General features: G+C 59.2%; 10 protein-coding genes and 1 tRNA gene. All 11 read right to left on the bottom strand.

The genetic code is table 11. The annotated features are described in order from the left end of the window. Positions 1-20: 20 nt before the first annotated feature. The 11 genes from pqqA to J9870_RS26680 all read right to left on the bottom strand — a co-directional run bounded on the left by pqqA (position 21) and on the right by J9870_RS26680 (position 15087). On the bottom strand, positions 21-95 hold the full coding sequence (pqqA, locus tag J9870_RS26730) for a pyrroloquinoline quinone precursor peptide PqqA (RefSeq protein ID WP_003177660.1): 75 nt from the start codon (positions 93-95) through the stop codon (positions 21-23). A 169-nt stretch (positions 96-264) separates the two neighbouring features. Continuing rightward, entirely contained in the window at positions 265-2697 is a 2433-nt protein-coding gene (gene pqqF, locus J9870_RS26725) for a pyrroloquinoline quinone biosynthesis protein PqqF (protein ID WP_210641515.1), read from the bottom strand. Between the two features lie 48 nt (positions 2698-2745). Continuing rightward, a complete protein-coding gene (locus J9870_RS26720; protein WP_210641513.1) occupies positions 2746-3540 on the bottom strand; it encodes a carbon-nitrogen hydrolase family protein in 795 nt (264 codons plus the stop codon). Positions 3541-3552: 12 nt separating this feature from the next. Further along, complete coding sequence (locus J9870_RS26715; protein ID WP_210641511.1) at positions 3553-5235, bottom strand: NAD(P)/FAD-dependent oxidoreductase; 1683 nt, start codon at positions 5233-5235, stop codon at positions 3553-3555. 259 nt (positions 5236-5494) lie between these two features. Next, positions 5495-5956 carry an Lrp/AsnC family transcriptional regulator gene (locus J9870_RS26710; RefSeq protein WP_092169790.1) on the bottom strand — a complete coding sequence of 154 codons (462 nt, stop codon included), beginning with the start codon at positions 5954-5956 and terminating at the stop codon, positions 5495-5497. A gap of 35 nt (positions 5957-5991) precedes the next feature. Beyond that, a complete protein-coding gene (locus J9870_RS26705; RefSeq protein WP_246883054.1) occupies positions 5992-8307 on the bottom strand; it encodes a hypothetical protein in 2316 nt (771 codons plus the stop codon). Between the two features lie 372 nt (positions 8308-8679). Continuing rightward, complete coding sequence (gene pcaG, locus J9870_RS26700) at positions 8680-9282, bottom strand: protocatechuate 3,4-dioxygenase subunit alpha (RefSeq protein WP_210641509.1); 603 nt, start codon at positions 9280-9282, stop codon at positions 8680-8682. A 12-nt stretch (positions 9283-9294) separates the two neighbouring features. Then, positions 9295-10014, bottom strand: coding sequence for a protocatechuate 3,4-dioxygenase subunit beta (pcaH, locus tag J9870_RS26695; RefSeq protein ID WP_210641507.1), 720 nt, complete (start codon positions 10012-10014; stop codon positions 9295-9297). A 127-nt stretch (positions 10015-10141) separates the two neighbouring features. Further along, positions 10142-11071, bottom strand: a complete 930-nt coding sequence (gene pcaQ, locus J9870_RS26690) for a pca operon transcription factor PcaQ (protein WP_210641505.1) — start codon at positions 11069-11071, stop codon at positions 10142-10144. 180 nt (positions 11072-11251) lie between these two features. Then, positions 11252-11328 (bottom strand) — tRNA-Ile (locus J9870_RS26685). A 15-nt stretch (positions 11329-11343) separates the two neighbouring features. Continuing rightward, positions 11344-15087, bottom strand: a complete 3744-nt coding sequence (locus tag J9870_RS26680; RefSeq protein ID WP_210641503.1) for an EAL domain-containing protein — start codon at positions 15085-15087, stop codon at positions 11344-11346. Positions 15088-15165 lie beyond the last annotated feature (78 nt).

Here is a 15165-nt window from a genome sequence, read left to right as displayed (position 1 = left end):
TGTTTAAGCGCCTGCAGCAATCAACGGCTGGCGAAGTACATGGTGACTTCGAAACCGATACGCAGGTCGATATATGCGGGTTTGGACCAGGACATGGGAATACTCCTTTGGTTGGGATGCTTTGATTAGATGGTACGGTGCGATCTATACATATAGTCCACCTCCGTTCGGAGATGTTCAGATGCTTAGGTGGCTATGTTACTAAATCTGACCTGTTCGTTCGCCGCGATTCTCAAAGAAAGCTCATTGCAGTGGCTGCAATGATCATCCTGCCGCTTGCCAGGAGGATCCCGGGCAAGCCCCGTTGGCCAGGCAATGCCGTCCACCTTCAGCGTCAGCCAACTGCCTGGCGGCATGCAATAGCTGTTCGCGCCCCAGTAGCAAGATAGCGTCGGATAACTGCTGGAGATAATCCGACGGGCGGCCGGCCAGCTTGCCCTGCCAGAGCAGTTCTGCAGCCTGGGCGCACGGCAGGGTGGTGGTTTGAAGCTGGGCGGCGAGGGCCTGCTGCTGGCTGCTCAGGGTCGCATCGTCGATCTGCTGGATCAGCTCTGGTAATTCGTTCAGGAATTGTTCGACGTGGGCGATCAACTGTCCCGCCGAAGCGCTGGGCGATTGAACACCAAACAACACACCGGTTTGCCCATCGAGCTGTTTCAAGCCACTGAACACTGCATAGCCCAACTGCAATTCGACCCGCAGGCGCTGGTAAAACGGCGTCTGGCACAGCTGCGCCAGCAACCGCCACGCCGCTTCATCGGACAAGGCCGGGGTTGGCGTGGGGCAAAACAGCAACACGGCCTGTTCATCGCCAGGAGGTTGGAGCATGTGCCAGATACGTTGCCGGGAGGGTGTCGTCGGCTCGACTTCCTGGGCGGCGATGCCGGGCACCTGGGCCAGGGTTGGGCTGATTGCGCCTTGGGTGGCCGCTGACAGACCGATGGCCAGGCCGTCCCACTGGGCTGTCGTCCACAGGTTGTCGGCCAGTGGCGATGCCGAGGGCTGCAAGTGTTGCTGACGATAATTCGGCAACTCCCTCAGCAGGTGTCGGATCGGCATCAATGCGATTGCGTTCCTGGCCTGGACCGTCGGCAGCGGTTGGCCCAGTTTCGCCAGGATGTGCTCGAGCACCAACGGTATGGGCGCCTGCAGGCCGACCAGTTTCAGCAGCCATTGATGATTGCCGCAGGGCTCGAAAGTGACGTCTACACCGGCCTGACACGCCTCTTCACGCAGATCTTGCAGATGCCGGTCGAGCCTGGTTTGAAGGTCGAGCGGTGCTGGCGCCGCCAACCGCCAGCGCAGATACACCGCGCCCTGCGGGGTGTTGTCCACCAGCGTCTGGCTAAATTGCATCGGCGAGCGTTCCCGTCGGCCTCGGGAGCGGTCCTGGGCAAAGGTTCGTAGGCCGCGGTGGGCGCTGGTCTGGCCGCGTATCAAGCCGGCGCGGGGTGGTTCGCTTGGCGTTTGCAGGAACGGGTTGGGCGCGGGTAGTTGCCATTGCCCGGTGACGTTATCCACAGGGTGCAATTGCTTGAGGATTTCCCTGAGCCTCGCCAGATCATTTTCCGACAAGGGCCCGTTGCGTTTCTCACTGTCCCAACGGGCCAGTTGCAGCGCTGTTCCCATTTCATATCGACGTTGCAGCAGCGCAGTGAATTCCTCGCGCAATAACGCCCAGTCGTCCTGGGCGGCGAAAAATCCCAGCCAATCGTGCAGCAACGGCTGGATTTGGTTCGACGCTTGATCGTTGTCGAGCTTGAACTCGATGTGCAACAGCGCCTGCCCGGCAAACTCATACAGCGGCGTGGCCTTGAGGCTGTCAGCCAGGCCGCGCTGGCGCAACGTGGCGAGCAGGCCGCCCGGTTTGCTGGAGTTCAGCCACGTGCAGAGAAAATCCATGGCTTGTGGCGAGGCGACGGGTAAATCTTCGAAAGCCAATAGCAGATCGAGACAACCTTCGCGGGGCTGTTGATAAACGGCCGGGGACGCTTCCATCAGCGTGGGTGGCAAATCCCTGACAACCGCTTCGCCCTGCGCAATGTTGTCACCGAATCGCTCGGCCAATGCCTTCAAGGTTTCGGCGCTTTGCGGGCCGGCCAGGCTCAGGGTCATTTGAGCGCTCTGGTAAAACCGTCGATAGAAGTCGTGCAATGCCGTTTGGAATTCGGGCTGCGACACCGCAAGGCTGTCGCGATTACCCGCATGAAAACCTCTCAGCGGATGGGCCGCCGACAGTCCGTCGAGCAGGGCAACCTGTCGCTGGGCTGCCGCGTCTTGGGACCAGGCGATGAATTCTGCGTGCAGCACTTCTCGTTCGCGCAACTGATCGGCCTCATCCAGGCACGGATGTGCAAGCATGTCCGACAACCGCTCCAATCCGCCGGCAAAGGCCGTAGGTGGCAATTCGAAGAAGAAATCCGTGGTGCGTTCGCTGGTGCGCGCATTGACCTGGCCACCGTGCCTCTGCACGTAGGCCATCAAATTTTCCCCTGTGGGAAACTGCTCGGTGCCCAGGAAGAAAAGATGCTCGAGAAAGTGCGCCAAGCCTGGCCAGGCCAGGGGTACATCATGGCTGCCGGCCGCTACCCGCAGCACCGCCGCGCAGCGCTTGAGGCCGGGCATATGACGCACTGTCACCCGCAGGCCGTTGGCCAGGGTTTCAGCATGAGGATGGAGGGAGTCGGCGGCCGGCATGAGCGTTTCCAAAACAGAGAAGTGCTCATGCTAGCGGATTCGCCAGGGTCAGTGCTTGTGCAAGTCGCCGTAAAGCTCAGGCCGACGGTCGTGCAGGTAGTTATAGGCCGCACGTGAATCTTCCATCAGCTGTCGATCCAGCTCACCCACGATCAAGGCCTCGTCCAGCCCTGCAAGCGCGGGACGACTGCCATCCGGTGCGGCGATGCTGCTTTGGCCGCAATACTGCAATTCACCTTCGTGACCGCAATAATTGGCGTAAGCCACGAAACATTGGTTCTCGATGGCCCGCGCGCGCACGGTGATGTCGGCGATGAACTCGTAGGGTTGCATGTTGGCGGTCGGTACCAGGATCAACTCGGCACCGGCCAGGGCCAGGCGTCGAGCGTTTTCCGGGAACTCCAGGTCGTAGCAGATCAGGAAACCGAGTTTCCAGCCGTTGAGTTCCACGATGGGCAATGCGTCGTCGCCGGCGCTGAACATCGCGTGATCGAGGTCGCCGAACAGGTGGCTCTTGCGGTAGTTGGCGAGGCGTTCGCCCTGGGCATCGATCAGTTGCACCGAGTTGTAGATCTGTCCGTCTTCGTCGCGTTCGGGGTAGCCATAGACAATTGCCAGACTGGCCGCCTTGGCAATTCGGCCGATCTGCTGCGCCCATTCGCCGTTGTAGACCTCGGCCAATACATTCACCGCATCGACGCCGATGTTGTAGCCGGTCATGAACATCTCGGGTAGCACCAGCACATCGGCGCCCCTGGCCTCCAGCGCCACTTGGTGCAGGCGTTGCAGGTTGCCGGCCGGATCCAGTGGCAGCGGTGGGCATTGGTAAAGGGCTACACGCATCAAAAACTCCTTTTATTCGGGCAGGGCGATCGGACCGATCTCGTGGAACACATCACCTGGACCCGGGTTCTCGGCGTGAGTTTCACCGCCGAAGTGCTTCATGATTCCCCACACGGCATTGAGCGAGGTCTGTACCGCGCCTTCGACCCAGGCCGGTGTCCATGAGACGTCATCGCCAGCGATAAAGATCCCGCGCTGTTCGGCCGGCATGCCGTCCTGCATGAAATGCGCGTACATGCGCTGGTTGTAGCGATAGTGGCCAGGCAGGGCGCCTTTGAATGCACCGAGGAAATGCGGGTCGGCTTCCCAGGACACGGTGATTGGATCGCCGATGATCCGTGCGGCGATGTCCACCTTGGGGTAGATTTTTTTCAGGGCGTCGAGGGCCAGCTTCACGCGTTTTTCCACCGGATGCGGCAGCATTTTCAACGCATCGCTCATCCAGGAGTACGACAGGCAAATCACCCCGGGCTTGTCATCGCCATTGTCGAACAGATAGGTGCCGCGAGTAAGGCGGTCGGTGAGGGTCATGCTCATCAGGTCGCGGCCGGTTTCCGGGTCCTTGTCCTTCCAGAATGGCCGGTCGACCATTACGAACGTCTTCGACGATTGCATGTAGCGGGTGCGGTCCAGGGCCATCCACATTTTTTGCGAGAACAGCGCCTCTTCACATTCGATCTGGGTGGTCAGCAGCCAGCTCTGGCAGGTGACCAGCACTGCGGCGTACTCACGGGTGTTATCCCAGACGTCCGTCACACTGAACCGGCCATCGGCGGCGCGGGCGATGCGCTTCACGCCGCTGCGCGGGGCGCCCAGGTGCAACGAATTCAGGCTGGTACCTTCCGGCCAGTGCGCGCAGCGCTCCGGCACGTGGTTCCAGATGCCGTGGGGGACCTGTTCGACGCCGCCGACCACCAGGTGTTGATGATCGTCGCAGTTGGTCATCACGACGCGGAAGATCTCCAGCATCGAATTGGGGAAATCCGAATCCCAGCCGCCGGTGCCGAACCCGACCTGGCCGAACACTTCGCGGTGCTGGAACGAGAGTTTGGCGAACGCCTTGGAGGTGGCGACGAAGTCGTAGAACGTGCGGTCGTCCCACAGCGGTACCAGGGTGTTCCACAGCGCCTTGAGCCGTGGCACGTCGCGGTCGCGAATCGCTTGCTGGATCTCACCAAAACGCGAACCGTCCTCCAGCGCATCGGCCCAGGCGTCGGCAACCTCTTGGAACAATGCAGGAAGGTCGGCCAATTTCTGTGCGTAGTAGGTCTGGCCCTCCAGATCGATGACGGTGCTGCCGGAGGCCGGGGTCAGTGGGTTGGGGAACGGTTTTGTCTCCAGGCCCAGCTTGTCGACATAGTGATAGAAGGCGGTGGACGACACCGGAAAGCGCATGCCGCCTAGTTCGGCAATTACGCCTTCGGCGCCATTGAACGCTTGCGAGCGCAGGCGCCCGCCCATTTTCGACGCCTCATAGACCACGGGCTTGAGGCCCAACTTCATTAATTCGTACGCCGCCACCAGGCCAGCGATACCGGCACCGACAATCGCTACTTCCGCACCGTGATTGTGGGCCGGAATACTGCCCAGGCCAGCCGGATGCTCGATCCAGTCGTCAAAGGCGAAGGGAAAGTCCGGCCCGAAAATGGTGATGGGTTTCTTACCGTCTGCTGGGTGGCGATTGTTCTTGTTCATGACTGACCTTGATGGGCGACTCGACACGACGTTCGCGTCTGAGTATAGGAAAGATGCCAGCCATTCTAGGGAGGGTGTAACACGTTAATAAGACACAATATGTCGTCGTTTTGAGTGGTTTTAAGTCACTTTGACGTATTGATGAGTCGTAATGACGAAGCAGGTTCTCTGTGGGAGCGAGCTTGCTCGCGATAGCGGCCTGTCAGTCATGAAGATGTGGCTGAATCAACGCCATCGCGAGCAAGGTAAGTCTCAGGCCCTAGACCGGCTGGCCCCGATCGATCTTGCTGCTGAGGATGATCGAAGTGGTGGTCTTCTCCACACCGTCCACGCTGCCGATCTGGTCCAGCAACTGGTCCAACTGCTCCGGCGAGTCTGTGCGCAACCAGGCGACGTAATCGAACTCACCGCTGACCGCGCACAATTGCTGGACCTGGGCCATGGCGCTCAAGCGCCGCAGTACGTCCTTGCCGGAGCGCGGTTGAACCTTGATGCCGACATAAGCCTGCAAGCCGCCGTCTATCATCCGCTGCCCCAGGCGCACGCCGTATCCAGTAATCACCTTGGTTTTTTCCAGCCGCGCCAACCGCGAGGTCACGGTCGTGCGGGCGATGCCTAGCTGCCGGGCGAGCATGGCGACGCTTTCCCGGGCATTGATTTGCAGCGCCGCGATCAGTTGGCGGTCGATTTCGTCGAGGACGGGAGGGCGGGTGTCAGGCAAGGTGGGCTCCGGCGCGGGCATCGGTGACGGGCATGTTACAGGCTCTCAGGTTGGAAATAGTCAATGGCAGGTAAAGTCAGTGCTCGCCAGAGGGGCGCCAAGTTCACCTGCGAAGACCTGAGCCAGAAACCATCCTGGCAAACCAGCTGCTCAGCGGGCAACTGCAACAAAAGGTCCAGTGAGAACGACTGGATTGAACCTGGGTCGTCAGCGCCTTCTGCTTCCCAATCACGCTCAAAACAGCGTACATGCAGCTGTTCGTCGTCGAAGCGTTCAAACACTGGCCGGTTGCCCAGCCATTGCGAATGCACCCGCAACGTGTGCTCCTGAACATCGAGTAGTAGCAACTGCCAGCCACGATAGCTGCCACACACCTCTGTCACATTCGTTGCCATACAGGTCAGCGCCAGATAGCGGCCATCGGCCGACCAGATCATCGAGGGTGCCAGGTCGACCAAAGCGCAGCCTGACGCCGTCAGCAGGCAGCCTCCAAGCCGGGGCGTCTGCGCACGTACCCAACTGTCGGCATATTCCGTTTCGCTGCCGAATAACCAGGCGGCATCCTGATGACCGGGCGCGGGGAAGATGAAGTCACCGTCGGCGTTGGCCACTTGCGCACGATCCACCAGGCGCCAAGGGGCAACGCTGTGCAGTTGTGAGCCTGTCACCTGCAGGTCCACGGTGTTGTAGAACAGTCGGGATTGTTCGCAGGCGTGAAAGAACGAAGGGTCGCTGCCCGGCTGCGGCGCAGGGATGTTGAAGCGTTGCAGCGCGCTGCTTTCCAGGTCTTGCCCAAGACGACCGGCAATCACCGCGAGACTCAGCCGGCCATCCCGAAAATCGAGTATCCGTTCTACCCACATAGCGGGCCCTGGTAGCAGGCGTCGTTCTTGCACATCTGCAATCACTGCATGGGTTGTCACTGTCGTTGAGTCTTCAAACGGTAGCAGCGCCAGATAACGCCCGCAGTCAGAGACTCGATGGTCCAGCAACCAACTTCCTGGCAAGTGCCAGTCACCGATCTGGCAGCGATAACCGCCAAGCCCAGCGCTATTGTCGGCAAGCCAGGCCAACTGCGCGCACACCCCACCCTGCATCGGCTGCGTCTCTAGGTACGAGTCACCTCGCCGGCCCCTGTTGTCCAACGGCATGACAATGGCGGTGCGGGTCAATTTGAATTCAGCGACTTGCACGCGGCCTTGGGCGTCATGACCGGCCTGGGTTTCGGTATCGCTATGGATACTGTCCAGGCGGTAGCCATAACGGCCAGAGCCTGGTCGCGGATAATCGAGGTACGACCCGATACGCACATGGTTCGCCTCGAGGCTCAATAATTCATGCCAATAGAAAGAGGGTTCGGTGGCGCTCTTCACCCAAGGCGCGGGCAGTACGCGCCAGCCATCGTCAACGTGCCATAACCAATATTGGTCGCCATCTGCCTGACTGGCATGTTCCTGGGCCAGGCACGCCAGGGCGCGCTGATCAGTGCTCCATACCAACGGCGCATCGGCCGCCATCAGCAGGTCCGATGGTTGCCCGTTGATGCTGACGGTGTAGCGCGGCGAACGCAGGGGCTCCAGTGGCTGGGCCAGATCACGGAAGGTCGAGGGCAATGAAATGTTGCCTTGCAGGCGTTGCAGACCATCAGCGGAATGTCGTTCGAAAGTGTGCGGGACATTCTCCGGATACCCGTCGGGTTCCAGCCAGAGATCGGCGACAGGCACCAGATTGGAAACGCTGGCCGTTTGTAACAGCTCACCGAGTCGGGTTTCGCGAACGCTGTCGTCCACCAATGGGCTGTGGCGACCGCGCAATACGTCGAGATCAAACGTGTCCAGCTCCCAGAGCTCGCTATCGGCACAGCGGTACAGCTGGCGCTGTAGACGATCAAGGACCACCAGGCCCCAATTCTGCCGGGACGGTACTGGCGCAGCAAAATAACGTCCATCGCTGGAGAACACTGCTGAGGAACCGAGGCCTTGCAGGAGCACACCATCGGGAAACAGATAATCGCAATAGGTGGGGCCGCCCATCGCGATTTCACTGTGGTTGAACACCCGGATCGGCTCGCCTTCCGGGGTCAGCAGCGGCTCGTTTCCACCCCAGGCACTCGGCCCTTTGACGGAAACCACGACCAGGCCCAGACGCCGCTCCCATGCACTGACGCACGCGAGTCCACCGATGATGCTGACGATTGCGACCAGGATACCCCACCACTCGGGCAGGGCCCTGCCCAGGCTGAAGCCCAGGCCGAACACGGCACCGATCATTAGCCGGGCACAGCCTCGACCGATCGATAGCCAGCCCAGGCGCGCGGCAAGTCCCATCAGCAGGCCGAAGAACAGCACCACCAATAAAGCCAGGGGGGTGGCAGCAGCGTGACGAAAAAGGCCGGCACCAGCAGGATGCTGAGTTGCCAGAACAGGTCAAGAAACAGTCTAGAGAGGCTGGGGCTGGCGATGATGGGCGTCTCGGTGAGGAAGCTGGATGGTCTTAGGCGTGGGGATTGTGAACTTCGCAGAGTATTACTGTAGGTGAGTACAGGGACAAGGGCGGGGGAGCGGTTGGTTGCCTGAGTTGTTATGACGATCAAAAAAACGTCAGTCTTTAAAGCTCAATTCGATAAAAAACCAGACCCTGATGGGTCTGGTTTTAGGGGAGGCCGGCGTCTAGGCAACTTCATCGATCCCGAGCGCTTATGCCCGACACTGTGCAAGTAGCGATTAAAAATCGAAGAACACCGTTTCCGATTCACCTTGCACATGAATATCGAACCGATAAACCAGTTTGCCATCCAGCGTGGAACGCCTGGCCATCAGGGACTGGCGACGTGGCGGTTGCTCGATCAGACCCAGGATGGGGTCCACGGCGTTCGCCTCGGCTTCGTCGTCGAAATACAGGCGGGTCTGCAAGTGAATGTTGATCCCTCGAGCAAACAGGGCAACGTTGATATGCGGGGCCATGGGAAGCCCTGCGGTGTTTTTCACTGTGCCGGGTTTGACGGTCTTGATTATCCATTCTCCGTCATCGGCGGTGGCCGTGCGGCCAAAACAATTGAAGGGCTTTTCCAGATCGTATTCGGGGTCATAGACGCCTTCTGGATTTGCCTGCCAGAACTCCAGAAATGCATCACGAATCAAATGGCCGTTACCGTCATAAACGTGGCCCATCAGTACGATGTGCTCACCTGGCGCGCCACGCTTGGCCATTTCATTCCAGATTTCCTGTTCCCGCGACGGATTACCAGCCGCCTCTAGCGCCAAGCCTATATGCACATAAGGACCGGCCGTTTGCGAAGGGGTTTCAGGCAGAAGTTGAACGGACATTCGCATGCCTCCTCAGCGGTTTTCGAAGTGGGTCTTGCGCTGTCCGCGCAGAACAATATCAAAGCGATAAGCCAGGCAATCCATCGGATTGGCCATGCTCATATCAAGTTTGGCGATCAAACTTTGCACCGCCTCCTGATTCGCGATCGTCTTGACAATCGGGCACATGGGAATGAGCGGATCACCTTCGAAATACAACTGAGTAATCAAACGCGCAGAAATGGATGGGCCGCTGATGGAGACGTGGATGTGGGCTGGCCGCCAGTCATTGGGGCCGTTGCGCCATGGGTAGGGGCCGGGCTTGACCGTGCGGAAGCTGTAGTTGCCGTCACGGTCAGTCAGCGCACGGCCGACCCCGCCGAAATTGGGATCAAGCGGCGCCAGGTAACTGTCTTTCTTATGCCGGTAACGGCCACCCGCATTGGCCTGCCACATTTCCACCAACGTATGGGAAATTGGCTTACCGAATTGATCACAGACTCGGCCCGCGACGATGATGCGTTCGCCGATGGGCAGGCCTCCGTGATTGAAATTGAGCAGCAGATCGTTATCGTGCTGGCCCATTTTCAGATGGGAAAAATCCGGCCCGCTGGTTTCCGATAGAGACTGGGGAATACTCACCAAGGCCTGGCGCGGCGAACGCAGGATCGAAGTCTTGTAGTCAGGCGTCAGGGCTTTGGGGTGCCAATTACGGTCACGAATGACGAAGCGGCTGTCATGCGCATCAGACATGTCGATTTTTCCTATTGTTATGGTTCGTCAGAGGCAAGTGCTGCGTTGGCAGCGACTGGTAGTCCAGTTTCCTCTTGCTCGACCCAACCCAAAATTGAAAAAAACGACTTGATCCATATCCAAATGGTTATGGATATTTTCCTTCGAGGTATTCCTGACCGACTTCGCGAAGTGCCTCCATGCACCACTGCGCCTGCGGTGTTATCGGTAACGCGGGATTTGTGCATAGCCCCACGGAACCGCCTGGTTCGCGCGTCCCTAATTCCAGCTCCACCAAAGTGCCTTGTCTCAAGTCCTGCCTGACAGCATCGAAAGGCGCTACCCAAATGGCCTGGCTGCATTGTACGTAGCGCCGACTCAGCGCGACCGATAAGGTTTCCAGGCGTTGGCGCGATGGGCTAATGCCGTGTTGCACAAACAGGGCGTCGGCGAATTTACGGATCGTCGTCCCCGCCAAAGGAAGGACCCATGGATAGTCTTCGAGGCTCTTATGCCCCTGTGGATTTGCGAGCACAGGATGGTCGTTACACACCACCAGGGTCATGGATTCGCTGTAGAGGTGTTCGAACGCCAACCCATGAATCAATGGGCTATCGGTCATTCTGCCTACCACCAGGTCCAGCTCACCGACGCGCAGTTGCGATAGCAAGTATGCACTGGGGCCGGTCACCACACTGACCACCAGGGCCGGATGTCGAGCATGCAATCGACGGACAACCTCCGGAATCAACATGCTTTCAACCGTGGAGAGCACACCGACGCTAAGGGCAACGGGCTCGTGGACACCTGCGCGCAAACTATTGACCCCCTCGCGCAGCGCTTGCACGCTCGGCCCCGCATATCGCAGAAAAGCTACGCCGGCTTCCGTCAGCGTCGTCCCTTTCTTGCTGCGTTCGAACAACACGGCAGCCAACAACGTTTCCAACTCCTTGAGCGTCTTGGAAAGCGCTGGTTGGCTGATTGCCAATTTGTCTGCCGCACGGGCCAGGCTTCCCTGACGCGCCACTTCGAGAAAACACACCAGATGACGGAATTTGATGCGTGTGTCGATGTTCACTCGGGTCGCTGCCTTCAAAGTACTTGGGATGCGCAGTGTTTGTGCTGCCGGTTGCCGCGCGTGGGCTACTTTTCCAACAGTATCAGCCTTGCTTGTCTGTCTGCTCTGTGCATTACGTCCGGGCGTGCAAAATCCGCAGTCTCAAAAACGCAAAAGCCGCGCAATGCGCGGCTTTCAAGATGGTGGGCCCACACGGACTCGAACCGTGGACCAAAGGATTATGAGTCCTCTGCTCTAACCAACTGAGCTATAGGCCCTCAGTAGGTCGCGGATTATAGCGACGGTTTCTCGGCTGTGCTATCCGAAAAATCCGATACGGTCATACGAAGAAACGTTGCTGCAAACTCTTCGGCGCACAAGGGCAGGCTGACGATATAGCCCTGGATCTGTTCGCAACCTTCTTCAGTCAGGAATTGTTGCTGGGCCAGGGTTTCGACGCCCTCGGCGATGATGGTGAATTGCATGCTGCGGCCCAGGGCGATGATTGCCCGCACGATGGCTGCGTCATGAGGGTCGTCGGGCAGGCCGCGGACGAAAGACTGGTCGATCTTGAGGATGTCCAGTGGCAGACGCTTGAGGTAGCTCAGGGATGAGTAGCCGGTACCGAAGTCATCAATAGCCAGTTGTACGCCGAGTTTTTTCAGTTGGTGCAGTACCGTCAGGGCTTCTTCGGCCTGGCTCATGATGAAGTTTTCGGTAATTTCCAGTTGCAATAAGCCAGGTTCGAGTTGGTGCTCGCGCAGCAGTTGTTCGATACGCCCCAATAGGTTGGGTTGGCGCAGCTGGGCCCCGGCCAGGTTGACCGAAAGGGGGCCAAGGCTGTCGTAAGCGTCGTTCCATTCGCATAACTGTCGGCAGGCGCGCTCCAGTACCCAATCGCCGATTTGCAGGATCATGCCGTTTTCTTCCGCAAGGGGGATGAAGTGTTCCGGCGGCACGTCGCCAAACGTAGGGTGAGTCCAGCGGATCAACGCTTCGGCACCCACCAGTTGGTTGTCGGCGAGGCTGATTTTCGGTTGGAAGGACAATGACAACTCGTTGCGTTCAATCGCCCGCCGTAGCTCGTGCTCCAATGCCACTCGCTCGCTGGCCTGGGCAGTGAGGTCGCGGGTGTAGCTTTCCACCCGATTGCGTCCCTTGGACTTGGAACGGTACATCGCCGCGTCGGCATTCTTGACCAGTGTGGCGACGTCGCAGCCATCCTGCGGGTAGAGGCTGGTGCCGATGCTGGCGCTGATGAAAAATTCGTGTTCGCCGGCCTGGAAGGGCGCGGCGAAGCAGTTCAACAGTTTCTGGGCGATGTGCTCGGCGTCGCTGGGCTGCTGCAGGCCCGGTAGCAGAATGATGAATTCGTCGCCGCCCAGGCGTGCCACGGTGTCGATGTCGCGCAACTGTTCGCGCAGGCGTACGGCAATGCCTTTGAGCAGCAGGTCGCCGACCGGGTGTCCGAGGCTGTCATTGATGTGCTTGAAGCGGTCCAGGTCCAAGAATAGCACCGCCCCCTGGCCACCATTTTCCTGCTGGCTGTTCAGTGCCGTGAGCAAACGGCTTTCGAACAACGTCCGATTCGGCAAGCCGGTAAGCGGGTCGTGGTGAGCCTGGTAATCGAGCCGGGCCTGGGCGTGTTTGAGGCTGGAAATGTCGGCGAAGACCGCGACGAAGTGGGTGATCTGCTGGTTCCGGTTGCGCACAGCGCTGATAGTCAGCCAGCTGGGGTACAACTCGCCATTCTTGCGCCGATTGGAGATCTCTCCCTGCCAGTGTCCTTCTGCCGTCAACTGGTGCCACATCGCGGCGTAAAACGCGCTGTCGTGCAGGCCGGAAGCCAATAGCCGTGGCGTATGCCCCAAGGCTTCGGTTTCGCTGTAGCCGGTGATTTCAGTGAAGGCACGGTTCACCGCGCTGATGTGTTGTTGTGTATCGGTGATCAACACACCCTCGGCGGTGCTTTCGAACACCGTGGCGGCCTGCTGCAGCTTTTCCTGCATCAGATGGCGTTCGGTGATGTCCCGGGCGATGGTCAGCATGCAGTCTTCATTGCCGATGGGTAGCGGACGGCTGGACACTTCGCAGAGTCGTATCTGGCCGTCATTGCGGCGGATATGGCAGCTGAAATCCCTCACGAAGCCGTCTCGCTTCAGCAGATCGAGCATTTGTTTGCGTTCGTTGAGATTGACCCAGATACCCAGATCCAGGGTCGAGCGGTCTACCGATAAAGCGCTGTTGAAGCCGGTGATACGGCTGAAACCTTCGTTGACTTCAATCAGCAGGCCGTCGCTTTGCCGCGACAGCAGCAAGCCATCGGGGGAGGCGTGGAAAGCCTTGGCGAACTTCTCTTCGGATGTCTGCAATTGCTGCTGGGTTTCTTTGAGCTGGCTGATGTCACGCACCACCACGACCAGGGCGGGTGTCGTGTCGAGGTCAAAGGGTTCGGCGGAGATCAGTCCGGTGAACTCCTGGCCGTTGCTGCGGCGAAAGGGCATTTCCAGATTGCGAATGCTCCCGGCCTGCAAACGCTGCAACAGGCTTGGGCCAACGCCCTGGATGCCCCAGATATTCAGTTCGGTCGCGGTCTGGCCCACTACCTCTGCGGCGCTCAGGCCAATCTGCTCTTCGAAGGCTTTATTGACCTCCAGCAGGCAGCCGTCCATCAAGCGCGCTATCACCAGGATGTCCGGGCACTGGCGGAATACCGAGGCGAACTTCTGCTCCGAAAGGCGCAACGCTTCCTCGGTGTGCTTGGCCTCACTGATGTCGATCATCAACCCTCGCATCACTGGTTCGTGACCGTGCTCGATCAGGCTGACAATGTCGCGCACCCACAGGCAGCGCCCGTCGGCGGTGATAACACGGTAATCGATGCAGTGATCGCGACCTGCCTGCACTTCATGATCGCAATAGGTCTGGGCGCGGATCAGGTCAGCCGGATGAATGATGTTGCGCCAGAAGCCCGGAATCAGCCAGTGGGCGAGGGGGTAGCCGAGCAATTCCTCGGCGTGGGGGGAGACGTAGCTGTAGGTGAAATCGCTAACCCTTGCTTCCCAGGCAATCGCCGACAAACTCTCCACCAGACCACGGTAATGGTATTCGCTGCTGCGTAGTTCCTGTTCAAGCTCGACCCGTCGGGCAATTTCCGAGCTGAGCCGACGGTTGATGCGAATCACCACTGCCAGTACGCCGATCAAGAGGAGCAGCGCGGGCAGGCCGTAAAGCAGCAAGTCTGACCAGAGCTGGCGGTAATCGTGCACATTGCCGACCCACTTCTCCTGGATCTCGTTGACTTGCGCTGGCGTCATATCCGCCAGGACCTTGTCCAGGATGCTCACCAGTATCTTGTTATCCCGAGGGACGCCCATTGCCAGTTGATAGCGATAAGGTGTTTCCCCGCTGACATAAAGGCCATCGAGCTTGAGTTGGCGCAGGCTCCAGACGCTGGAAGCGAGGTCACCTACCACCGCGTCCACTTCGTCGGTTGCCAGCGCTTGCAGGGCTGAACTGACATTCGGCAGCGCCACCAGGTTCAGATCGGGATGGTGGTTGCGCAGCAGTTCGTGGGGGGCGTAGTTCTCCACCACAGCGATTTTCAGCCCGTACAGCTCTTTAAGGTTATGCGGCTGGGCGCCGCCATGATGGGCCAGGATGACGATTGGGAAATCGAGATAGGGGCGAGTAAACGCCAGGTAATTCTGCCGTTCGGGGGTGGACATGATGCCCGGCAAAAGATCGATCTTGCCCTGTGCGGCCTGCTCCAGCACTACAGTCCAACTGACCGGCTCGATCGGTGTGAGCTGGATAGCCAGCCGTTCGCGGATGATTTCGACGTAATCAGCGGCCAAGCCCTGATAGCGGCCCTGATCATCTCGAAACTCAAACGGCGGCCATGAGGCATCGACACCCAGGCGCAGGTCGGGGTGGTCCTTGAGCCAGCGAAGCTCCTCTTCAGTGAGCGTCAACGCGCCAGCTGTTGCGGTCCAGGTTATCAAGGACAGCAAAAGCGCGGCCGTCAGTCTGGGCATCAGTGTCTCGTCATCGCTTGGGGAGGATGTTTCGAGTGTAGACGGGCAATAGGGCGGGGGGACAGCACGGGGGGATTT

Source organism: Pseudomonas sp. Tri1 (genome assembly GCF_017968885.1).
Taxonomy (GTDB): Bacteria; Pseudomonadota; Gammaproteobacteria; order Pseudomonadales; family Pseudomonadaceae; genus Aquipseudomonas.
Note: the sequence above shows the minus strand (reverse complement) of the source record. Positions and strands in the feature narration are given on the sequence as shown.

Excerpts from the sequence above, each read along its gene's own strand:
- pqqF (WP_210641515.1), bottom strand. The coding sequence starts at position 2,697 with ATGCCGGCCGCCGACTCCCTCCATCCTCATGCTGAAACCCTGGCCAAC.
- J9870_RS26720 (WP_210641513.1), bottom strand. The coding sequence starts at position 3,540 with ATGCGTGTAGCCCTTTACCAATGCCCACCGCTGCCACTGGATCCGGCC.
- J9870_RS26715 (WP_210641511.1), bottom strand. The coding sequence starts at position 5,235 with ATGAACAAGAACAATCGCCACCCAGCAGACGGTAAGAAACCCATCACC.
- pcaG (WP_210641509.1), bottom strand. The coding sequence starts at position 9,282 with ATGTCCGTTCAACTTCTGCCTGAAACCCCTTCGCAAACGGCCGGTCCT.
- pcaH (WP_210641507.1), bottom strand. The coding sequence starts at position 10,014 with ATGTCTGATGCGCATGACAGCCGCTTCGTCATTCGTGACCGTAATTGG.
- J9870_RS26680 (WP_210641503.1), bottom strand. The coding sequence starts at position 15,087 with ATGCCCAGACTGACGGCCGCGCTTTTGCTGTCCTTGATAACCTGGACC.